General features: G+C 55.9%; 20 protein-coding genes. 11 read left to right on the top strand and 9 right to left on the bottom strand.

All coding sequences use genetic code 11. The features are described from left to right. The first annotated feature begins 118 nt into the window (after window positions 1–118). From ADIMK_RS00195 to ybaK, 3 genes are all read left to right on the top strand, one after another. On the top strand, window positions 119–340 hold the full coding sequence (locus tag ADIMK_RS00195; protein ID WP_197027437.1) for a DUF3820 family protein: 222 nt from the start codon (window positions 119–121) through the stop codon (window positions 338–340). 69 nt (window positions 341–409) lie between these two features. Next, window positions 410–973, top strand: a complete 564-nt coding sequence (locus ADIMK_RS21120) for a hypothetical protein (protein ID WP_051692214.1) — start codon at window positions 410–412, stop codon at window positions 971–973. 13 nt (window positions 974–986) lie between these two features. Further along, window positions 987–1463, top strand: coding sequence for a Cys-tRNA(Pro) deacylase (gene ybaK, locus ADIMK_RS00185; RefSeq protein WP_036182234.1), 477 nt, complete (start codon window positions 987–989; stop codon window positions 1461–1463). Window positions 1464–1516: 53 nt separating this feature from the next. Here the strand turns inward: ybaK and ADIMK_RS00180 are convergent, their stop codons facing one another. Both ADIMK_RS00180 and ADIMK_RS22385 read right to left on the bottom strand, forming a co-directional pair. Beyond that, entirely contained in the window at window positions 1517–2908 is a 1392-nt protein-coding gene (locus tag ADIMK_RS00180) for a sigma 54-interacting transcriptional regulator (RefSeq protein WP_036182231.1), read from the bottom strand. A 207-nt stretch (window positions 2909–3115) separates the two neighbouring features. Continuing rightward, on the bottom strand, window positions 3116–3451 hold the full coding sequence (locus ADIMK_RS22385; protein WP_438267739.1) for a dodecin: 336 nt from the start codon (window positions 3449–3451) through the stop codon (window positions 3116–3118). Window positions 3452–3485: 34 nt separating this feature from the next. Between ADIMK_RS22385 and ADIMK_RS00170 the strand changes: the two genes are divergently transcribed. Next, window positions 3486–4469, top strand: a complete 984-nt coding sequence (locus tag ADIMK_RS00170; RefSeq protein WP_036182228.1) for a hypothetical protein — start codon at window positions 3486–3488, stop codon at window positions 4467–4469. Between the two features lie 5 nt (window positions 4470–4474). On the opposite strand, the gene ADIMK_RS00165 is transcribed toward ADIMK_RS00170, so the two are convergent. The 6 genes from ADIMK_RS00165 to ADIMK_RS00145 form a co-directional block, all read right to left on the bottom strand. Continuing rightward, entirely contained in the window at window positions 4475–5212 is a 738-nt protein-coding gene (locus ADIMK_RS00165; RefSeq protein WP_036182225.1) for a J domain-containing protein, read from the bottom strand. A 37-nt stretch (window positions 5213–5249) separates the two neighbouring features. Next, the gene (locus ADIMK_RS00160; protein ID WP_036182223.1) at window positions 5250–5945 is read right to left on the bottom strand and encodes a vWA domain-containing protein; all 696 of its coding nucleotides are present in this window, start codon (window positions 5943–5945) and stop codon (window positions 5250–5252) included. Window positions 5946–6028: 83 nt separating this feature from the next. After that, complete coding sequence (olsF, locus tag ADIMK_RS00155; protein ID WP_051692212.1) at window positions 6029–7783, bottom strand: bifunctional ornithine lipid synthase OlsF; 1755 nt, start codon at window positions 7781–7783, stop codon at window positions 6029–6031. A gap of 89 nt (window positions 7784–7872) precedes the next feature. After that, a complete protein-coding gene (locus ADIMK_RS22045; RefSeq protein WP_197027436.1) occupies window positions 7873–8049 on the bottom strand; it encodes a hypothetical protein in 177 nt (58 codons plus the stop codon). A 72-nt stretch (window positions 8050–8121) separates the two neighbouring features. After that, the gene (locus tag ADIMK_RS00150) at window positions 8122–8463 is read right to left on the bottom strand and encodes a HopJ type III effector protein (protein ID WP_368085812.1); all 342 of its coding nucleotides are present in this window, start codon (window positions 8461–8463) and stop codon (window positions 8122–8124) included. Next, a complete protein-coding gene (locus ADIMK_RS00145; RefSeq protein ID WP_036182221.1) occupies window positions 8450–9436 on the bottom strand; it encodes a ketopantoate reductase family protein in 987 nt (328 codons plus the stop codon). Before ADIMK_RS00145 ends, ADIMK_RS00150 begins: the two co-directional genes overlap by 14 nt. Window positions 9437–9575: 139 nt before the next feature. Between ADIMK_RS00145 and ADIMK_RS00140 the strand changes: the two genes are divergently transcribed. Next, window positions 9576–9887, top strand: a complete 312-nt coding sequence (locus ADIMK_RS00140; RefSeq protein ID WP_036182219.1) for a DUF6482 family protein — start codon at window positions 9576–9578, stop codon at window positions 9885–9887. An 8-nt stretch (window positions 9888–9895) separates the two neighbouring features. On the opposite strand, the gene metG is transcribed toward ADIMK_RS00140, so the two are convergent. Continuing rightward, window positions 9896–11935, bottom strand: coding sequence for a methionine--tRNA ligase (gene metG, locus ADIMK_RS00135; protein WP_036182217.1), 2040 nt, complete (start codon window positions 11933–11935; stop codon window positions 9896–9898). 143 nt (window positions 11936–12078) lie between these two features. Between metG and ADIMK_RS00130 the strand changes: the two genes are divergently transcribed. From ADIMK_RS00130 to ADIMK_RS00105, 6 genes are all read left to right on the top strand, one after another. Then, on the top strand, window positions 12079–13281 hold the full coding sequence (locus tag ADIMK_RS00130; protein ID WP_036182215.1) for an HDOD domain-containing protein: 1203 nt from the start codon (window positions 12079–12081) through the stop codon (window positions 13279–13281). Window positions 13282–13371: 90 nt separating this feature from the next. After that, window positions 13372–14460 carry a tRNA (uridine(54)-C5)-methyltransferase TrmA gene (gene trmA / locus ADIMK_RS00125; protein WP_036182213.1) on the top strand — a complete coding sequence of 363 codons (1089 nt, stop codon included), beginning with the start codon at window positions 13372–13374 and terminating at the stop codon, window positions 14458–14460. Between the two features lie 23 nt (window positions 14461–14483). Beyond that, window positions 14484–18005, top strand: a complete 3522-nt coding sequence (locus tag ADIMK_RS00120; protein WP_051692210.1) for an acyl-[ACP]--phospholipid O-acyltransferase — start codon at window positions 14484–14486, stop codon at window positions 18003–18005. A gap of 43 nt (window positions 18006–18048) precedes the next feature. Then, the gene (gene apbC / locus ADIMK_RS00115; protein WP_036182211.1) at window positions 18049–19143 is read left to right on the top strand and encodes an iron-sulfur cluster carrier protein ApbC; all 1095 of its coding nucleotides are present in this window, start codon (window positions 18049–18051) and stop codon (window positions 19141–19143) included. A gap of 148 nt (window positions 19144–19291) precedes the next feature. After that, window positions 19292–19858 carry a dCTP deaminase gene (dcd, locus tag ADIMK_RS00110; protein WP_036182209.1) on the top strand — a complete coding sequence of 189 codons (567 nt, stop codon included), beginning with the start codon at window positions 19292–19294 and terminating at the stop codon, window positions 19856–19858. Between the two features lie 20 nt (window positions 19859–19878). Beyond that, window positions 19879–20520, top strand: a complete 642-nt coding sequence (locus tag ADIMK_RS00105; protein WP_036182207.1) for a hypothetical protein — start codon at window positions 19879–19881, stop codon at window positions 20518–20520. Window positions 20521–20551: the final 31 nt, after the last annotated feature.

Raw genomic sequence — 20551 nt, 5'->3', positions numbered from 1 at the left:
CTGAGGTTCTGTTCTTTGCAGCTTTGATTTCAGTGGTGAATTTTACCGCCTAAGCTTGCTCCCCTGCCAGATTGTAAAGGGTTCGACGGTGTATACTGCGCTGATGTGAGGGGGGTATATGGAACTGGATAGTGATCAGCTGGTCGACCTTGTGAATATGAAGATGCCGTTCGGCAAGTACAAGGGGCGTGTTCTGCTCGACTTGCCGGAGCCCTATCTGGTCTGGTTTGCAGGCAAGGGGTTTCCCGCGGGGAAGCTGGGTGAGCGGCTTGCTTTGCTGTACGAGATCAAGTTGAACGGTCTCGAGTCTATACTCGAACCGCTGAGAAAAAGGGTATGAGCCCGTTTGGTTTGGGTTAAGCCAAGGCTCGTTAGCCTGGCTGGCAGGCATTAAAAGGAAGGTAATACGATGAGAAAGATTTTGCTGAGTGCTTTGGTCGTTGTGTCATTGCCGGTTCTGGCGGCCAAGCCCGAGTGGGTGGACGATAAACATCAGGGTAAAAAAGGCAAACCTGAGCTGGCGCAGGAGTCTTCAGTTTCCCATCGAAACGAAGATCACGGTAAGGAGCGCGATAGAGCTGATGGCGGTCGATATGAGTTGCGTGATCGCCTGTCCGTTGATGATCGAGATCGCTTGCTCAGAGGGGTTCTCGTCGATCATTATGGTGTTGAGTACCAAACTGAAAAAAAACGGTACAAGTCGCTGCCGCCGGGGCTTCGCAAGAAGCTTGAGCGCGGAGGGGAGTTGCCTCCGGGATGGCGCGACAAACTGGTTCGTGGAGAGGTGATTGATCCGGTTATCTATCGCAATGCCGAGCATCTGCCCTCTGATCTTCTCAACCGTTTGACCGGGCGCCAGGACGGTATCGAATTGTTGCGGGTTGGCGATCGGATTGTGCGCGTGATGGAAGGTAGAGGTACCGTTTTGGATGTGATCGATCTGACCGATCGCGCACTCGGACTTTTCGAATAACGGTGGAGAATGGATGACCCCAGCCATAAAAGCGCTTGAGCGTGCAGGTGTCGCATTCAGCATTCATGAGTATCAGCATGATCCTGCAACGCCGGCCTATGGGTTGGAAGCTGCGGAAAAGCTGGGGTTCCCCGCCGAGCAGGTTTTTAAAACGCTGCTGGTTGCGGTGGAGGGCGATGCTCGCCGGCTAGCCGTTGGCATTGTGCCGGTCAATGGCATGCTGGACCTAAAGGCGATAGCCAGCGCGTTGAAGGTCAAAAAGGTTGCCATGGCGCAGCCGTCAGATGCCGAGCGTGCCACCGGATATGTTGTCGGTGGAATCAGTCCTCTGGGGCAGAAAAAGCGCCTGCAGACGGTGCTTGATGCCAGTGCCAGTGGTCAGGAAACGATACTGGTCAGCGGTGGGCGCAGGGGCTTGGATATTGAGCTCTCGCCTGAGGACCTGTGCTTGGTAACAGGGGCCAGCCGAGCTGCAATCGCTCGGGTGTGATTGCTCGACACGCATGAGCATGAATGAAAAAAGGGCCAGTTGGCCCTTTTTTGTTATCCCTGCGTGCCGGTGCGATCTTGAGTCGCTGCCGCATCGCTTTTCGCGCGACGACGGCGAACCTTGAACCGGGAGGGCTCCAGATCATGTTTGCCCAGAAGCTTGTACAGATCGGTTCTGTTGCGCTCAGCTATGCGAGCGGCATGGGTAACGTTGCCTTCGGTAATCTGCAGAAGTTTGATCAGGTAGCGTCGCTCAAACTCGGCACGTGCCTCGTTGAACGAGGGGATGACGCGCTCCTGATTATCCATCGCCTGTGAGATCAGGGATTCGGAGATGACGGGGGATGTGCTGTTCGATACCGCTTGAGCCACCACTTTTTTCAGCTGTGCGACATTTCCGGGCCATGCGGATAGGCCAAGCAGGTGGATGGCGCCTGGAGACAGGTTGCGCACCCGGCGGCTTTGTTTACTTGCTTCCTGCGCCAGGAAGTGGCGTGCCAGTAGTGGAATATCTTCTGCGCGCTCCTGAAGCGACGGGACGTCCAGATTGACCACATTCAGCAGGTAGTAGAGCGATTCGTCGATCTCGCCGTTGAGCATCGCATGCTCAAGGTTGCGCTGGGAGCTGGCGATAACTCGAACATCAACAGGCTCGTCCTTGTCGCTGCCGATGGCGCGTGTCCGGCCGGATTTCAACGTGGTCAGCAACTTGGCCTGAAGAGCCAGCGGCAGATCACAGATGTCCCGCAACAGAAGCGTGCCGCCCTGAGCGCGAGACAATACTCCCTGCTGTTCGCTGTTGGCGCCGCTGAAGGCGCCGCGGCTGTGGCCAAAAAGCTCCGATTCCAGCATCTGCTCGGGCAGGTCGCTGCAGCTGAGGACTTCGAATGGATTGTGTGAGCGGCGGCTCGCTTCGTGAATTGCCTTGGCCAGCTGTTCTTTGCCGCTGCCATCTGGTCCACTGATTATCAGATTGACGTCCGAAACGGCAACCCGGCGGGCCTGGTCAAGAAGATTCTCCATGATCGGACTGCGGGCAATAATTTCGGCGCGCCAGCGCTGGTCACGGCGTTGGTTGGCAGCATCCAACGCCGCGCGCACGGTGTCTAGCAGATGGGCGCGATCGAAAGGTGGCGTCAGTATGCCAAAAGCACCTTGCGCGGTGGCTTCGAGTGCTTCTGGAAGTACCTGTTGGTTTACGATCAGGATTCGCGTGATAGCGGGGTAATCATGTTGAATCAGTTCGCTCAGCGTTAGTCCATCGCGTGCACTGGTGCGTAGATCGCACAGGGCAAGTTCAATTTTTCTCGAGTCGAGCAGTTGCAGCGCTTCGTCACCGGATTCTGCTGTACGCACTCGGTAACCGGCGCCAACCAGGTACTCATTGAGCTGCTGGAGCTGTTCGCTGTTTTGATCGACAAGAAGAATTTGTGGGGTGGCGGTCATCTTTTGGGCTCCTGGCACGGCTCGACTAACGGCGATGCTACGATGAACACGGGTTCAGTTCCGTTGAGTCGCGGCTGCACGTAGGTAAAAGCAGCATCTCTTTTGCGACACTATTGAGCAATTGTAACAGTTGTTTTAAATTTATCGAATAGCTAAAAGCGCATCGCACCCGAAGGCGAAGCGCCTGTTAGTTGTTGTTAAGTCATATTATTCGAGGCGAAAACCGATCTTCAGGACAACTTGGTAGTGGGCGACCGCGCCATCCTGTATATGGCCTCGCATCTCTTTGACCTCCCACCAGTTCAAATGTTCATAGCGCGAGGCAGCTTCGGCGACAGCGCCCTTGATCGCGTCTTCGTAGCTGCTGGTAGAAGAGCCTGCGATTTCGATGATCTGATAGTTATGTCCTGGCATCTCGATCTCCTTCTTTGGACGAAAAGTGTCGCGTACATGATACTGATAATAGCAGTGCGCCTTGGTTTTGCAGCGCTGCATCGCCCTATGCATGACGGCTGCGTGCTTGAGCCTGATACTGTCGGTCACTAAGATCACATGATGTTTCGCAAGGATTGCTAAGATGCTCCGTTACCTCTTGTTTTTCCTGTGTATTACTCTTGTCTCAGGCTGCCAGCTAAGGCCGGTCTTACCAGACGATGCCATCTATCAGCGCGGTTTGGTTTCGATTGATGCACAAGGGGCTCGTTTTCAAGCATGCGGTCGCGAACAGTGGCACTCCATGGGCGAGATGCCCGATACTCTTCGGCAAGAGTATTCGAGGCTGAGCGCGGGACGAGAGGGGCTGCCGATATATGTCGAAGGTTGGGGGAGGGATTCTTTCGAGGGCTGGCAGATTCTTGACCCGAGAGTGATCGGAGGCGATCTCGATAGTTGTCTGGAGCCTTTCACCGGTACGGCTCTGTATGCTGGCGGGCTGGAGCCTGCCTGGTCTCTACTGTTAAGTGACGAGCGTCTGGTTTTCAATCAGCCCGGACGACTGCGAACGCTGGTATTCGACCAACCCAAGCGAATGCGTGTGGGTACGCTCTGGCGCTGGTATCAGCGCTTGGATGATGGCAAGGGGCAGCTGGATGTCGCGTTTGAGGTGGAGCGCAAGCCCTGCCGGGATGAGCAAGGCGTCTGGTATGCGCTCACTGCGCACGTAAATCTTGATGAGGTTCTTTTCGATGGATGCGCCCGGTATGGCGATCTGCAGCGTTTGACGCTGGCCTCACGTTACAGAACTCCGGCAGGTCAGTATCTACGTGATATCCATGTGCTGATGAAGGCCGACGGCAGTGCGCGATTGATTGAGGAAAATCACAATGGCCTGCCGTTGGTACCCAGAGCGGGGGCGTGGCGATTTTTAAACAGCGATCGAATATTGCTGGAGCTTGCCCGTGATGGCAGTGAAGGTGCGGTTGATACACTGCTGTGGAAGCTGGGCAATGACGGATCGCTCACGCTGCTGAATGACGATCCTGCCCTCGGGCGAGGTTTGGAGCTGCAACCTTTGGGGGCGCCGCTCCAGTGGCCTGAAGGTGGTCGCAAGCCACTACCCTGATCCATTCAGTCTTTTAGTAGCAGCGTCTTGGCGTCATTGATACGGGAAGCAAGCCAGGTGCTGCCACCGCGGTCGGGATGATTGCGTTGAATCAGGCGGCGATGAGCTTCGATAATGGCAGCTCTATCAGCCTCGGGCTCCAACCCCAGAATCGCCAGCGCTTCTTCACGGGTCATGTTTGAACTTGTGGTCGATACCTGCTCATCGGAGTTTGTTGCACCGGGGTCATCGACACGCCACTGTGCGCCGAAACGCTTGTCGAGATAGGTTTCAAGCAGCCGCGTGGAGTCAATGTCACTTGCCCGACATTCACTCAGGAGTTGCAAAAACTCTTCTTTGCTCAAGCGGCTCAAATTGTGGCCTTTCAATGTCCCCTCAAGTATCTCGCCATCCATCACACCTGAGTCATGTTCAAGTGTCATGGCGATCATCCGGCTGCGCACGGTGGATGTTCCGCCGCTTTGGCTTCGGCTACGCCTGCGGCTTTGGGTGTGGCGGTGTATCCAGGGAAGTACGCGCATCAGCAGGGGGAGCAGCCGTTGTACCAGTGGAAGAAGAAGCGCCACAAGGGCGCCCAGCCAGTGCAGGCGGCCGGTTATCGCAAGGAACAACAGCCCTAGCAGTATCAGCAGCAGCGCAAGCTTGAGTCCGGCGCGGGTGCGCTCTTGCGGTGGCTGGCGTCTGAGCCACAGCCAGCCTCCCCCTGCTATCAGTCCGAACAGAATCAACCCGATCGGGTTCACAATCGCTCCTTGTCAGTCATCGAAATGTCGGCTTGGGCTAGCGTCGTAACTGTCGTGTTAAAGCCAGTAGCTCATGACTGCCAGCGCCAGCATAACGTTCAAGAGCGGTTAGCCCACCTGTGGCATAGACAGCGGCTGCGCCAAGCAGTTCTTTCAAACGTTGGGCGCTGTTGAGGTCGAATCGTGCAAATGCCCCCCCTGAAAGGCGTGCAAGCTGCTCAAAGAGCAACTTGCCGTGAGGGTCGTCGCCTTCATGAAAGGCGAAGATGGGGGTGCCTCGAAGGCCCAGTTCGCCAGCCATTTCGCACAGGGCGTCAATGGGCTCTTCACAACAATCGCCAATTATGACGATGGCATTGATGGGGGCGCGGCTATTTTCATAAAGGGCGTGCTTGAGTACTCGACCGATCTGAGTGTGGCCGCCAAGGCAGGTGACCTCATTCATCTGGTCGAGAAGGGCTGCGGCGTTATTGACCCAGCCTGAGTGGTTAAACTCGCGATAGCCGCGGTAGTAGCACAGCTGAACCTGTAGCTCCCCATTTGCAGAGCTGGCGAGGAACATCTCGCTTTGCAGCTGGCAGGCACGGTCCCACGTCGGGCTGCGACTGGCTGTTGCGTCCAGGGCAAAAAGCAGGCGTCCGCAAGTATCGCTTTGCGTGGCCAGCCCTTTTGCCTGGCTAATGAAGGCCTCTATCTCGGAAGAGCTGGAAGCCGTTTTTAACGATTTGCCCATTTTCAGAGTCCACAAGTCTTACTAACCGACACCAGAAGGTGTCTTGCTTCAGTGTAGACCGCAGACTCTGTTAGCCCCAGCGATCAGGCCAGCGCCGCCTCAGAACTCGCGATGGTTTCAAGCGTGTCGCCAATGTAGCGCTGGCGCTTGCGGTCTTTTACGTACTGGGTATCGACCAACACCAGTCCGTCGACGCAGAAGTTGAAGTCGGCATCGACGCCGAAATCGAGGAAGCGTACGCCGCCTGGCTCACACAGCTCGCTGTACTGTTTGTAGAGCGTTGGTACAGAGACACCCAGGAATTCGAGTTGCTCCTTCAGAACAGTAAAGTCGGCGCTGTAATCGTCGCCTTGAAACAATCTGAGCATTTCGGCGCGGCTGTCTTCGTCGATGACGTAAGGGCTGTTGGAGCGCCCGAGATTGTCTCGGTCGCCGAAATAGTGACTGTAGAACCATACAAGCAGGTCCCGAGCTCGTTTGGGGTAGCTGTTACTCAGACTCACCGGCCCGAACATATAGCGGATATCGGGGCGGCTGCGCAGGTAGGCGCCGATCCCGTACCAGAGATAATCGAGGCTTCTGCGACCCCAATAGCGTGGCTGTACAAAGCTGCGTCCGAGCTCGATGCCTTGTTCGAAATAGGGTGCCATATCGGCGTTGTAGTGAAACAGGCTTGCACTGTAGAGCTGTTCCGGCAGCGTCGAACGGTCAAGTCTAGACACTTCCGCCAGCCGGTAGGCTCCCGCGATCTCCAGATCCTCTTCGTCCCATAGGATCAGGTGACGGTAGTGGTGGTCATATTTGTCGAGGTCACGTCGTGCGCCTGTTCCCTCGCCGACACACCGAAAGGCTATCTCCCGAAGTCGACCGATCTCAGCCATGACGGCTGAATCGCTCTGGTAGTCGAATAGGTAGATTTTTTTGCCATCAGAGGTTTCGCCGAGTAACTCGGATGCACGCAGTTCCTGCTTGAGGATCTGCCGGTTCTGGGGGTGCGCGATGGTTTTTTCGGTCTTGAACAGGGGGGATTTGTTGCGTGCAATGCGGTAAAGGTGTTTTTTAAGCAGTTTTGCCTTGAGCTTGGCTGCAACCGGAAGCGTGTCTATCTGGCTGAACGCAATCGGCTCGCCGATTCGAACGGGCAGGGTTTTGGAGCGCTTGTTGAACATCTCATGAGCCAGCAGCAGCGATGACATGGATTTGTTCAGCGTCGAAAGGCCATAGAACAGCGCGGAGTTTTTGCCGCCGACGAAGACCGGCAGAATTGGCGCATTGCTTTTGCGTGCAAACATCAAAAAACCGCTGTTCCACGGGCCGTCCTTGATGCCGGTAAAACCCGCGCGGGAGACCTCTCCGGCCGGGAAAACGATGACGGCCTCATCGTTTCGCAAGCAGTCCACGATGCGCGCGATGTCCCGCTTGCGTGTGCCCTGACCAAGGTTGTCGACGGGCAGAAACAGATTTTGAAGCGGGTCGAAATGCATCAGGACGTCATTGGCGATAATGCGAACGTCGCGACGAACCTCGCCAACCAGCTTCAACAGCGCCAGGCCATCCAGAGCGCCCAGTGGGTGGTTGGCGACGATGATAACCCGGCCGCTTGAGGGGATGTTGATCCGCTCTTTGCTGCTGACGCTGTAGCTGAAGTTGAAATAGTCGAGAACCCGGTCGATGAATTCGAAGCCGCTGACATCTTTGTTCTCGTCCAGAAAACGGTTGATCTCCCGTTCTCTGACCAAACGGCGAAGGCAGAATAGGGTAGAGCGGCGAACCGGGGCTGGCTTGGCGGCAAACCCCGGATATTTGCTGAGGAGTACCTGTTCGACGTTGATCTGCATCTTGAGTCCCGACAGTGTTACATGACGGCGACCAAGGTAAGACGAACAGGTGACGCAGAATTGACGTTATTGTGACGCTTGGATGACGATTAGTCCTCCTTCATCGCCTCTTCCCACATATCCCTGTCTTCGACTCTGCGGCCGCGATTCTGTCGGCGATCCTTTTTGCCCGGCTCAAAACGAATATCTTCGCGACGGTCCGGTTGTTGGCGGCGGTCCTGCCCCGAACGGCGGTTACGTCCGTTCCACTGTTCGTTTTCTGACATCAGATTTTCCTTTTATGGTTCTTCTTTCCCTGTAGGATAGCGCAGCTCATTAGCCAATGTTGAGCCCTTGGCTCAAATCCGCTTGAGTGCTTCGCTCTCGAATTTTACTCCACTCCAGCCGCTGCGCATGAAGTTGCGTATATTGCCATGGTCACTGCCCTCGGGGGTTGCCAATACATCTTGGTAGAAGCGCCCGAAACACTTAAGCGTCTGCTGTTCGTTCAGCTTCATCAGCTGGCCGAATGCCAGAATCTTGCAGGAGCCGCCGTTTTCGCCAGCAGCGTTCTGCTGCTCGCCGTTGCGGAATGCGCAGGGGGTATACTCAAAATGAGCATCTATCACCGCAATGGTATCTTCGAAATCCAGTGACGTATCGTTGCCGATGCGCTCTGCAAACTGTTCAGGTGTCATCATCTGCGTTTTGTCCGTTCAGGTTATATAAAGAGGGCGAGGCTACATCCATTTCGAGTAGTCGCGTCACCAAAGACGTGATGGGCGCATTGAGCTGTAGTTGAACGCATCGGCGTATGACAGCGCCGCTTATGCTGTCCAGCTCCAGAGGGCGGCCTTTCTCACGGTCGACCAGCATGGAGGTTTTAATGGCGTCGAACTGGCTGATCAGTGTAAACATCTCATCGATATCCGCTTGAGTCAGTTCTACGTCATCGGCACGCGCGGCACAGGCCGTCTCCTGCATCATGCTGTAAACGCTGTTGCCAAGTGCGGGGTCGGATGTGAGGCTTCGGGTATCCAGCCCCGTCAGAGCCGATAGCGGGTTCACACCGTTATTGATCAGCAGTTTTCGCCATAGTTCGCGCCTGATGTCGTCACTGACATGTGTCGGTATGCCAGCCTGTTCGAAGCAGCTTTCCAGAATCTGAGCAAATGATTGCGAATCGGGTGTCATTTTGCTGTTCGGCCAGGGGCCGAAAATGATTTGAGCCGGCCCTGTAGCTTCGATAATGCCGGGCCTTTGGATGTGTCCACCTATGCGGACAGCCAGTCCGCCGAATGTACGGCAGTTGCCGACCGACTGAGCAATCCGGGACTCGTTGTCGACCCCGTTCTGGAGTGACAATATCGGGGTATTCGCATGACTAAGCCACGTATCGAGCTGAGTCAGAATCCCGTCGGTGGCGCCTGATTTAAGCGTCAGCATGATCAGATCGAATTCGCTGGCCATTCGATCATTGATCAACGAGCTCAGGTCAGTGACGTCAACGGGGGCCAGAAATTCAAAGTCGGTATGGACGACATGAAGCCCGCTTTTGCGCATGGCCTCTAGGTGAGGTCCGCGTGCGACAAATGTGCAGTCGTGTCCGGCTTTCAGAAGCTTTGCGCCGTAGTAGCATCCGATTCCGCCGGCGCCCACGATGAGAAAACGCATCTGTGTTACTCCCTGTGTGTGCTATGTGTCGCGCTATTGTCCATTGGTATGCTCATTCGGAACCATCGCGTCGATGGTAGAACCAGTTTCCATATTTGACCGTATACGTCTATAGCGTGAGTAGATTGGGAGATCAGAGTTGAAAATCACCATAGACGAACTCAGGCGTAGTGCCGCTCCGGTGAAGCGTCTTGTGTTGACGGCTGCCGAGGGCAGTCTCTACACCGCTGAGGTATCGACCGACGATGGGCGATACTCGATATGCGATGCTCACGGGGCAATACTCTGCTTTCGCAGTCAGTTGGATGCGAAACGACTGTTCAAAGGGATGGGTATTTCCGACACCCGTCTGGTTCATCACAGCGCATATGGCGAGATGATCGGCTTGTCCGAAGATCGGGTTGAGCCGCTGGAGGTCCAGCTGCTCAACCCGGATCAGGATCTCTCCTGAGATGGGCGTTACTTGATCCTCATCCCCGGCTGTGCGCCTTCGTGCGGTTCCAAAATCCAGAGATCCTGTCCGCCAGGACCTGCTGCCAGAACCATGCCCTCGGAGACGCCGAACTTCATTTTACGTGGTGCGAGATTGGCCACCATGACCGTGAGTTTGCCTTCGAGATCTTCCGGCTTGTAGGCGGATTTAATACCGGCAAAAACATTTCGGGTTTCGCCACCGAGATCCAGCGTCAATCGCAGCAGCTTGTCGGCGCCCTCAACATGCTCGGCCTTGGCGATTCGCACGACACGCAGGTCCACTTTGGCAAAGTCAGTAAAGTCGATGGTGTCAGCGATCGGCTCTTGGGCATCGGCTGCTTTAGCAGGGGCTGGGGAGGCGACGGCTGCCGCGGCCTGAAGGTTCTGTTTGGAGTCTTCGATCACTTTCTCGATCGCCTCGGGCTCCACTCGCTGCATCAGCGGTTTGAACTTGTTGATCTTGTGACTCAGCAGCGGCTTCTCAACGGCGTTCCATGCGAAAGTGTCAATATTCAGGAAGGCAGCAGCCTCTTCAGCCACTTGAGGCAGAACCGGCGCCAGATAGCTGACTATCACGCGGAACAGGTTGATTCCAAGCGTACAGCAGGCCTGAACTTCCGCCAGGCGGCTTTCGTCCTTGGCCAGCACCCAAGGCTCGGCGGTATCGATATACTGGTTTGCCTTGTCGGCGATCTGCATGATCTCGCGCATGGCGCGGGAATATTCACGCTTCTCATAGGCCTCGGCGATGCTGCGTCCGGCCGCAACGGCTTCATGATACAAAGCGGCATTGGTGAGCTCAGAGTCGAGCATGCCGTCGAACTTCTTCTGAATGAAGCCCGCGCAGCGGCTGGCAATATTGACAACCTTGTTAACCAGATCGGCATTTACACGCAGACGGAAATCATCAAGGCTCAAGTCGATATCGTCGATGCCGGAACCGAGCTTGGCCGCGAAGTAGTAGCGCAGATATTCGGGGCGCAGGTGCTTCAGGTAGGTCTCAGCCATGATGAAAGTGCCGCGGGACTTGGACATCTTCTGGCCGTTGACCGTCAGGAAGCCGTGGCAGAACACGCCGGTTGGGGTGCGGAATCCGGCACCGTGCAGCTCGGCAGGCCAGAACAGAGTGTGGAAATAGGCGATATCCTTGCCGATGAAGTGGTAAAGCTCGGCATCGGATCCCTGTTTCCAGTAGTCATCGAAATCCACGCCATTTTTGTCACACCAGTTCTTGAAGCTCGCCATGTAGCCGATCGGTGCATCAAGCCAGACATAGAAGTATTTGCCCGGCGCATCGGGAATCTCAAAGCCCCAGTAGGGCGCATCACGGGAGATATCCCACTGCTGCAGACCCGATTCGAACCACTCGTTGAGCTTGTGCTTCATCTGGGACTGAACATGACCGTCAACCCACTCGCGCAGGAACTGTTCGAAGTCTTCCAGCTTGAAGAAGAAATGCTCGGAATCCTTTTCGATCGGCTTGGCACCGGAGATTGCCGAGTACGCGTTTTTGAGCTCAATCGGCTGATAGGTGGCGCCGCAGGCTTCACATGAGTCGCCATACTGGTCGGCAGCGCCGCATTTGGGGCACTCGCCTTTGATGAACCGGTCGGGCAGAAACATCTGTTTCTCAGGATCGAACGCCTGGGTAATGGTGCGACGTGCAATGTGGCCGGCATCGCGCAGACGCGTGTAAATCAGCGTCGCAAAGTGGCGGTTTTCGTCGGAGTGGGTAGAGTAGTAGTTATCGAAACCGACCATGAAGCCAGAGAAGTCGCGCTGGTGCTCGGCACTGACCTGATCGATCAGTTGCTGAGGCTCAATGCCAAGCTGGTTGGCCTTGAGCATAATCGGAGTGCCATGGGCGTCGTCGGCACACACGTAGGTGCACTGGTGGCCGCGCTGTTTCTGGAAACGTACCCAAATGTCGGTCTGGATGTATTCTACGAGATGACCCAGATGGATTGGGCCGTTGGCGTAGGGCAGGGCACTGGTGACGAGAATCTTGCGCTTGCTGTCGGTCATCGGTAGCTCAAATCGGGTTCATTGGGATTCAGGCGGCCGATTCTACGCCGAAACTTGTCTGTTATGAAGGTGGGGCGCTCTCGGGGCTGCCTGGAACGGCGGCTTGTGACGTTAATGTCGATTGGATTATGCAGGGATGTGCGATGGGAAAATTGATCATATGTGATCTAACGGAAGCATCGGGTAAGTTACCCGGCCTTGCGGAGCTGCAGCCGGAGTATCTGGCCGGTCAAGACGCATTGTTTGATGCGTTGCAGCAGGCCGACGTGGAGGCGGTTGCAATCCGCAGTCGTGGCGACGACCCAGACGCCCATGCCTGTTTGCGCGAGATCGCCAGGAGCAGGCCCTGGATTATCCGTATTCAGCTCAATAGCGACTCGACCGCACGATATCAGACGGAAGCGAGCGATGTGGCGGATGCCTCTATTCCAGCCACGGCTGAAGCATCGCGTGTTCAGTTCATTCTGGAGCGGAACCGCCCTGTTATAGCCCGATTGAGAAATCCGGGTATCGAGGCCTTGCTTGGTGAGTTTGGCGAAATTGCACCATTGCCAGAGCAGGTTGCCGGACTCAACCGGATGATCGATCAGCAGGTAAATGAAAGTACTGCATCGGTTGCGCCGTTATTCAGAGGGTGTCTGGATTACATGAAGCAGCTGATGGAACTGCTCAACAATCCGCTGTTCGGTTATGACCGCCATCTTTTCAGTATCAACGAAACGGTGCGTCTTGTGGGGCTTCGCACTTTACGCGATCTCAGCATCATGGCGCATCTGATGCACGTGTTTCCCCAGCCCGAGGAGTGGACCAGCTTTTCGTTTGAACATCTGCTGAGTCGTAATCTTGCCTGCGCGCGTTTGTCGGAGCGCATCGCCCGTGATGCAGGATCGGACCGGGTCAGTATGGGTAGCGCTTTTGCAGCAGGCCTTTTGCATGACATCGGCATGCGGGTAATGGTGTGCTTCGATCCGGGGCGATACCGTCACTCAATGGAAAAGGCCGCGGTATTGAAACAACCGATCTACGCTGTCGAAAAGCTCGACTATAAGTTGACTCATGGTGAACTCGGGGCTTCGATACTGCGCCGTTGGGGCGTCTCGCCGCGGGTGGTGCGTGCAATACTCTTTCATCATGTCCCGAAAGCTGCCGACGATAATGCATACAGTACACTCACCGCCGTGCATGTGGCGGATGCGTTGCTGCCATCTCTGCTCAATGTGATGGATTGTCCGCTTGGCGGGCATTTGTCACTGAGTTACCTCGATACTATAGGGCAGATGGATCGGCGAAGCGTATGGGAAAACATGGCGCTGGATCACGCCAATCAGCTAAAGGCGCATTGGTAGGCGCATGAGCACCGGGACTAGGCCTGTTGGAGTGGGGCGGGGCGCCTGTTAGAATCGCGCCCTGTTTTGCCAAGCCCGCCGAGGATATCGATGCCGCTGCCCCAGGTCGATCCGACCCAGTATGAAAATCAACTTATCCGCAAACGCGAACGCATAGAGCGTGATTTCGCGGAGTTCGAACTGCCTGAAATAGACCTTTTTCGCTCGCCGGATACACGTTATCGAATGAGGGCTGAGTTCAGGGTCTGGCATGACAGTGATGATCTTTACTATGTCATGTTTGAACCAGGCGACAAGCGGGCACCGGTTCGTATTGATACTTGCCCTATGGTGTCCGAGCGCATTCATAACATGATGTTTGAGCTGGTCGAGGCTCTGAAGCCCGATCCGCGGTTGCGATTCAAACTGTTCCAGGTCGACTTTCTCAGCACGCTCTCAGGCGAGCTTCTGGTGAGCCTTCTGTATCATCGCCCCATCGGCGAGGAGTGGACTGACGCTGTGCGCCCGCTCAAAGAGAAGTTTGGTATCGACATTATTGGTCGCTCACGCAAGAACAAGATTGTGCTGGATCGCGACTTCGTGATCGAACGGCTGGATATCGATGGCCGCATATACAGTTACAAGCAGACCGAAAACAGCTTCACTCAACCCAATGCCGAAGTCTGTCGCCAGATGATCCATTGGGCGCTTGATGCCAGCCGCAATGCGGGGGGGGATCTGGTGGAATTCTACTGCGGTAACGGCAATTTTACCTTACCGCTGGCGCAAAACTTCCGCCGGGTCGTAGCGACCGAGATATCCAAAGAGTCGGTACGTTCGGCCCGCTTCAATATAGAGCAGAACGGTATCGACAATATTGATGTGCTCCGCATGCCCTCTGAAGACCTGTCACTTGTGCTCAAGGGGCAGAAAGAAACGCGCAAGGTAAACGGGCTGGCCCTTGATGAGTGCGACTTCACGACGGTTCTGGTTGATCCGCCACGGGCGGGTCTTGACGATGAGACCGTCTCTCAGGTGGTTGAATACCAGCATATACTCTATATCTCCTGTAACCCGGAAACGCTGCGCGAGAATCTGCGGCAGATTACCAAGACGCACAAGGTGGAACGTTTCGCGATCTTCGATCAGTTCCCCTACACCGAACATCTGGAGTGTGGCGTTTATTTGACGCGTATCTGATTTCGGTTTGCTCTGGAGGGCGTATGGCGTCAAGGCAAGATGAGCACCTAAGACACTATCGCCCTCTCTGGCGATTGGCAGGCTTCCTGCCGTTTATCGGCGTTGCGTTCCTGAACGCCATGCTGGATCTCGGTCACAAGATTCTGATCCAGAACACGCTGTTCAAGTCCTACGATGGGCCTGAACAGGTGCTGTTGACCGCAGTGGTCAACGCCCTGATTCTACTGCCGTTTATCCTGGTGTTTACGCCGGCGGGTTTTCTCTCGGATCGATTTGCTAAGCCAAGAGTGATGCGGGTGTCGGCAGCGGTCGCCGTGGTGCTGACGCTGATCATCACGTTCTGTTATTACCAGGGCTGGTTTATACCGGCGTTCGCCATGACGTTTTTGTTGGCGATGCAGAGTGCGTTTTATTCCCCGGCCAAGTACGGCTACATCCGGGAGTTGGTCGGTACGGATAACCTGAGCAGCGCCAACGGCTGGGTTCAGGCCGCCACGATCATCGCCATCCTCGGTTCCATTGTTCTGTTTTCCCTGCTGTTTGAGCAGCGCCTGGCGCTCACGGTGCTGGTCGAGCATCAACCTGAGGATATTCTGCGTCAGGTTGCGCCTCTTGGATGGCTGCTGGTGGTGCTGGCGGTTATCGAGTGGCTATTGTCATTGAGAATGGGCGAAGGGGCAGCTCAACATGACCTTACGCTGGATATGCGCGCCTACCTACGGGGGCAGATGTTACGCAAGAACCTCTCGCGAATTTTCCAGCACCGACCGATCCTGTGGTCAGTTGTAGGTCTGGCGTTGTTCTGGTCGATCAGCCAGGTGATGGTGGCCGTATACCCGGCGTATGTGAAAGCCCACCTGGGTGAGGTGAACACCTTCCTGATTCAGGGTGCGATGGCGCTTGCCGGGGTAGGGATTCTGATCGGGTCCATTTTTGTAGCCTCGGCCTCTCGACACCACATCAATACCGGGCTGGTGCCCGCCGGTGCCATTATCGTCACCCTCGGGTTGGCGCTTTTGCCGTTCAGTCAAACGCTGGGACAGGCAGGTGTACTGTTTTTTCTGATCGGTCTGGGTGGCGCAATGGCGATTGTGCCGCTCAATGCGTTGATTCAATTTCACGCGCCAGAGGGTGAGAGTGGATCGATTCTGGCCGGAAATAATTTCCTGCAGAACGTGGCGATGTTTTCCTGCCTGTTGGCGACTGTCGGCAGTGCGTTCTGGGCGGTGCCAGCCAAGGCGCTGTTAATTGTGCTGGCGCTCAGTGCGGCGGCCGGTGCTGTATTGGCGTTTGTTCGATTGCCCGAGGCTATGCTTCGCCTGCTGGTACGTATTCTTATGCGTAACCGCTACAGGCTGGAGGTGCTCGGGTTCGAACACATGCCCGCCGATGGAAAGGGTGTGTTGTTACTGGGTAACCACATCAGTTGGCTTGATTGGGCCATGGTCCAACTCGCGTGCCCACGCCATGTGCATTTTGTCATGGAGCGTTCCATATACGAGCGGCGCCTGTTCAAGTGGTTGCTTGATCTGTATCGCGTCATACCGATTTCGCCTGCCAGCAGTCGCGATGCGATGGAGCGCGTTGCGGCGCTGCTGGAGAAGGGCGAAGTTGTGTGTCTGTTCCCAGAGGGTGCTATCAGTTACAGCGGCCAGTTGGCACCGTTCAAACGTGGGTTCGAGCGCATCGGCAAGGTGGTCCGTCGCGAGAACGTGCAAATTCTGCCGTTTTATCTGCGAGGTTTATGGGGGAGTCGTTTCTCCCGGTCCAACGCTCGGCAGAAGAGTTCACGCCGTGCTGGGTGGAAGCGTGATGTTATTGTTGCGTTCGGTGAGCCAATGTCCGTGACGGCCGATGCAATTGAAGTTCGCCAAGCCGTTTCGATACTGTCCATCCGAGCCTGGGATGCCTATACCGATACCCTGCCGACGTTGCCGCGCGCATTCGTGAGAACGGCAAGGGCGGCCCCATCTGAGTGGGCGTTGACCGATCTGCAGGGGCCGGCGATGAGCCACCTGCGGGTGTTGACGGCCTGCGCTGTGCTGCGTCGGCACCTTTGTCATTGTGTCGGTCAGAGGGTGGGCGTGCTGTTGCCATCTGCGCCGGGCGGTGTGATCGGTACTCTAGCGCTGATGATGAGTGGACGAACCCTCGTCCCGCTTAACTACACCGCGCCGTTGTCGGTGCTGGAAGAGTGCTGTGCCCGGGCGGAGGTGCAGACCATCGTGACATCTCGGCAGTTTATCTCGCGACTGGAACAGCGCGGGCTGGATATGAAGCCGCTGTTGTCAGGCAAAAAGGTGATCGAACTCGAGTCCATCAAGGCACGGGTCGGCCCAGTGGAGCGGCTTCTGACGCTTGCCATGGTTCGGCTCATGCCGGTTTCGCTGGTTGAGCGGTGGCTCGGTGGTGGTCGTACACTGGATGACACACTGGCTATTCTGTTTTCATCGGGCAGCGAAGGGGCGCCGAAGGGCGTTATGCTCAGCCATCGTAACGTGATGGCCAATCTCAAGCAGATTGCGGACGTTTTCAATATTCGTGACGATGACTGCGTGCTCGGAACGTTACCGCTGTTCCATGCCTTTGGCCTGACCGCGACCACCATGATGCCGCTGATTGAAGGCGTGCCGCTGGTATGCCACCCGGATCCTACGGATGCGGTCAACGTGGGAAAAGCGGCCGCTCGTTGGAGGGCGACTTTACTATGCGGCACGAGTACCTTCCTGCGGCTTTATACCCGCCAGAATCGGTTGCAGCCGGCGATGTTCGAGTCTTTACGGCTGGTCGTATCGGGAGCTGAGAAACTATCCCCGCAAGTGCGGGATCAGTTCGAGAATCGCTTCCACAAGTCGGTGCTGGAAGGTTATGGCTGTACCGAGACAACCCCCGTCGCCAGCGTAAACCTGCCCGACTATCTGGATACCAATTATTGGACCCTACAGGTTGGCAACAAGCCGGGAACGGTCGGGATGGCATTGCCCGGTTCGTGGTTTTGTATTGTCGATCCTGAAAGTCTCGAGCCACTGCCTGTTGGCGAAGCAGGTATGGTGCTGATTGGTGGTACGCAGATCATGCAAGGGTATCTGGATGATCCCGAACGTACCCGGAAAGTAATTGTGGAACGTGACGGCGTCCGTTGGTATGTCAGTGGCGACAAAGGATATCTGGATGCTGATGGTTTCCTTACGCTTGTGGATCGATATTCCCGCTTTATCAAGGTGGGGGGCGAGATGATATCGCTCGGCGCAGTTGAAGAGCGTGCGCAGAAGATTCTGGGGGCGGATGTGGCGCTGATGGCGACGTCGACTTCGGATGCTCGCAAGGGGGAGCAGGTCGTCCTGTTGGTTGAGCTAGGTGAGATGTCTGACGATTCGGGTGATCTGTTGCGCAAACAGTTGGTCGAGGGGGGGATGCCGCCTTTGATGGTGCCGACGGCGGTTTTCCTGATTCCCGAACTGCCTTCTCTGGGCAGCGGGAAGCCCGATCTGAAGGGGGCTAAGCAGGTGGCGCTGGACTTGATGGGTGCGGATTCGTCACAATAGCTGACAAAGTTACTCGGGAATTGTAAGTGTAAGAGGTAAATTGATGTCAGATCTCGATCAGGCCCGAATTCAGGCGTGCATAGAAGCGTGGGTTGATCCGTGGCTGAAGCAGTCATTGGGCGAAGCGCATGCGGTTAAATCGGTCTCAGTAGAAGGGGGCAGTGTCCGCGTTGAGCTGGAGTTGCCTTATGTGTGTGCCCAGGACCATGAGGCGATCAGGAGCGCGTTGACGGACGCCGTGCATGCCGATTGTGGTGATGCTCCGCTGGAGATTCGCATAGCCCAGACGGTCGCTGCCCACGGTGGTCAGAATAAATTGCCTGGATTGGCTGGAGTGCGCAATATCATCGCTATTGCTTCCGGCAAAGGCGGGGTCGGAAAATCGACGACTACGACTAACCTCGCGCTTGCTCTCAAGGAGCAAGGAGCGCGAGTCGGTGTGCTTGATGCCGATATCTACGGGCCTAGTCAGGGTATGATGCTCGGAGTGCCTGCTGGTACTCGACCGAAAACGGCCGAGGAGAAATATTTCCTGCCGGTGGAGAGTCTGGGCATTCAGGTGATGTCGATGAGTTTTCTGGTCGATGAAGACACGCCGATGGTATGGCGCGGGCCGATGGTCAGCGGTGCATTGCAGCAGTTGCTGAATCAGACACGTTGGGATGATTTGGATTATCTGCTGATCGATATGCCGCCGGGGACTGGCGACATCCAGCTTACGCTCTCCCAGCGAGTGCCGGTATCCGGTGCGGTGGTTGTCACAACACCACAGGATATCGCGCTGCTTGATGCCAGAAAGGGGATCGAGATGTTCCGCAAGGTGGATATCCCTGTACTGGGCGTAATCGAGAATATGAGTACCCATATCTGCAGCAACTGCGGCCACGAAGAGTCTATTTTTGGCAGTGGCGGCGGCGACAGGCTGGCCCGGGACTACGACTGTGAGCTGCTGGGGCAGATGCCGCTGGCGCTGGCGATACGTGAGCAGGCCGACAACGGTAAGCCGAGCGTAGTTGCTGATCCCGAAGGGCCTCACGCTAAACGGTATCTGGAAATCGCGACCCGTCTGTCCGTGCGCTTGGCGTTGAGGGCAGGGCAGGCGAGTCGCATTCCCAATATCTCGATCTTCGGCGACTGACCGCACCGTTTCCTGAAGTTCTCAGCCGGCGGGTTTTGCGTGTGCAGAATGCATACGGAATACCCGCCGATACTGGCGTTTTTACATTGAAGCGCTGTAGAATGGCGCCTCTTTATCGCCGTGCATACAGGGGCTGGACAGAGTTTTTATGGGTATTAAGTCAGACAGCTGGATCCGCCGGATGGCCGCCGAACACAAGATGATCGAGCCGTTCGAGCCTTCACAGGTACGTCGCGTCAACGACCAGCCGATCGTGTCCTATGGCACATCGAGCTATGGCTACGATGTGCGCTGTGCGGATGAGTTCAAGATTTTCACCAATATCAACTCATCTATCGTCGACCCTAAAAACTTCGACGACGGAAGCTTTGTTGATGTGAAATCCGATGTTTGCATCATTCCACCCAATTCGTTTGCACTTGCGCGCACGGTTGAGTATTTCCGTATACCTCGGGATGTGCTGACCATCTGTCTGGGTAAGAGTACCTATGCGCGTTGCGGTATTATCGTCAATGTCACGCCGCTTGAGCCCGAGTGGGAGGGCCATGTGACGCTTGAGTTTTCGAATACCACACCGCTGCCCGCTAAAATCTATGCCCATGAGGGCGTGGCGCAGATGCTGTTCCTGGGCGCGGATGAGGTGTGTGAAACGTCATACCGCGACCGTGGTGGCAAGTACCAGGGGCAAACCGGCGTTGTTGTGCCCCGAACCTGATATCGATGCATCGGCCTTTCATGAATTATAGCCTCAAGCAGATCGAAGATTTCTGGCAGCAGGTCGAGCGCACGCTCGATCAGCTGCTCGCCAGCCAGGGTGATACGCAGTTCGAAGCGGATTCATTGCTGGCGGCGTACCGCCTTTCATTGCAGAAGATTGACCGTAACCTGACCTTTCACTTCGAGCGTGAGTCCGACGGTGGGCCGGTGGAAATGGTGTTTGGTTGCGATGGGTATCCTGAGTCCATTCATGCGGTACTCAGTGTGGTGGGTGCAGCGCCCGAGCTAACCGGCATCAGCTTTCGGGCCTTTAACGAGCGCTACGACCCGGTGCCGGCATTTGTTAATCTGGGCGACGAGCTGTGTGAAATCGACGAGTTCTGGTGTTCGCTCAGGGAGCTTAAGGGCAAGTTGCAGTTGGCGATCTACATGGTCGATGCGCCCAAAATTCTCGAAATGGATCCTCGCGTAGAGGCTGCCATGATCCTGCTCGATGCTCTTATCGGTGAGTACGAGCTTATGACGCGCGTCTGGTCGCTTGACTGGTACGAGCTGCCGACCGATCCCGTCGATTACGGCCTGATTCCACTCTCCAATCTGCGTCATGCGTTTGATGGCATGAAAGAGAGTGTCGAACCCGTCGGAATTACCATTCACTGATCCTGTTGGGGTGGTTGTAACATTTTTTGCA

This window comes from Marinobacterium lacunae, from assembly GCF_000705555.1.
In the GTDB taxonomy this organism is placed as follows: domain Bacteria; phylum Pseudomonadota; class Gammaproteobacteria; order Pseudomonadales; family Balneatricaceae; genus Marinobacterium_D; species Marinobacterium_D lacunae.
Note: the sequence above shows the minus strand (reverse complement) of the source record. Positions and strands in the feature narration are given on the sequence as shown.

What these genes read in the sequence shown, in the direction of transcription:
- ADIMK_RS00195 (WP_197027437.1), top strand. Translation starts at nt 119, where the DNA reads ATGGAACTGGATAGTGATCAGCTGGTCGACCTTGTGAATATGAAGATG.
- ADIMK_RS21120 (WP_051692214.1), top strand. Translation starts at nt 410, where the DNA reads ATGAGAAAGATTTTGCTGAGTGCTTTGGTCGTTGTGTCATTGCCGGTT.
- ybaK (WP_036182234.1), top strand. Translation starts at nt 987, where the DNA reads ATGACCCCAGCCATAAAAGCGCTTGAGCGTGCAGGTGTCGCATTCAGC.
- ADIMK_RS00180 (WP_036182231.1), bottom strand. Translation starts at nt 2,908, where the DNA reads ATGACCGCCACCCCACAAATTCTTCTTGTCGATCAAAACAGCGAACAG.
- ADIMK_RS00170 (WP_036182228.1), top strand. Translation starts at nt 3,486, where the DNA reads ATGCTCCGTTACCTCTTGTTTTTCCTGTGTATTACTCTTGTCTCAGGC.
- ADIMK_RS00160 (WP_036182223.1), bottom strand. Translation starts at nt 5,945, where the DNA reads ATGGGCAAATCGTTAAAAACGGCTTCCAGCTCTTCCGAGATAGAGGCC.
- olsF (WP_051692212.1), bottom strand. Translation starts at nt 7,783, where the DNA reads ATGCAGATCAACGTCGAACAGGTACTCCTCAGCAAATATCCGGGGTTT.
- ADIMK_RS22045 (WP_197027436.1), bottom strand. Translation starts at nt 8,049, where the DNA reads ATGTCAGAAAACGAACAGTGGAACGGACGTAACCGCCGTTCGGGGCAG.
- ADIMK_RS00150 (WP_368085812.1), bottom strand. Translation starts at nt 8,463, where the DNA reads ATGATGACACCTGAACAGTTTGCAGAGCGCATCGGCAACGATACGTCA.
- ADIMK_RS00145 (WP_036182221.1), bottom strand. Translation starts at nt 9,436, where the DNA reads ATGCGTTTTCTCATCGTGGGCGCCGGCGGAATCGGATGCTACTACGGC.
- metG (WP_036182217.1), bottom strand. Translation starts at nt 11,935, where the DNA reads ATGACCGACAGCAAGCGCAAGATTCTCGTCACCAGTGCCCTGCCCTAC.
- ADIMK_RS00130 (WP_036182215.1), top strand. Translation starts at nt 12,079, where the DNA reads ATGGGAAAATTGATCATATGTGATCTAACGGAAGCATCGGGTAAGTTA.
- trmA (WP_036182213.1), top strand. Translation starts at nt 13,372, where the DNA reads ATGCCGCTGCCCCAGGTCGATCCGACCCAGTATGAAAATCAACTTATC.
- ADIMK_RS00120 (WP_051692210.1), top strand. Translation starts at nt 14,484, where the DNA reads ATGGCGTCAAGGCAAGATGAGCACCTAAGACACTATCGCCCTCTCTGG.
- apbC (WP_036182211.1), top strand. Translation starts at nt 18,049, where the DNA reads ATGTCAGATCTCGATCAGGCCCGAATTCAGGCGTGCATAGAAGCGTGG.
- dcd (WP_036182209.1), top strand. Translation starts at nt 19,292, where the DNA reads ATGGGTATTAAGTCAGACAGCTGGATCCGCCGGATGGCCGCCGAACAC.
- ADIMK_RS00105 (WP_036182207.1), top strand. Translation starts at nt 19,879, where the DNA reads ATGAATTATAGCCTCAAGCAGATCGAAGATTTCTGGCAGCAGGTCGAG.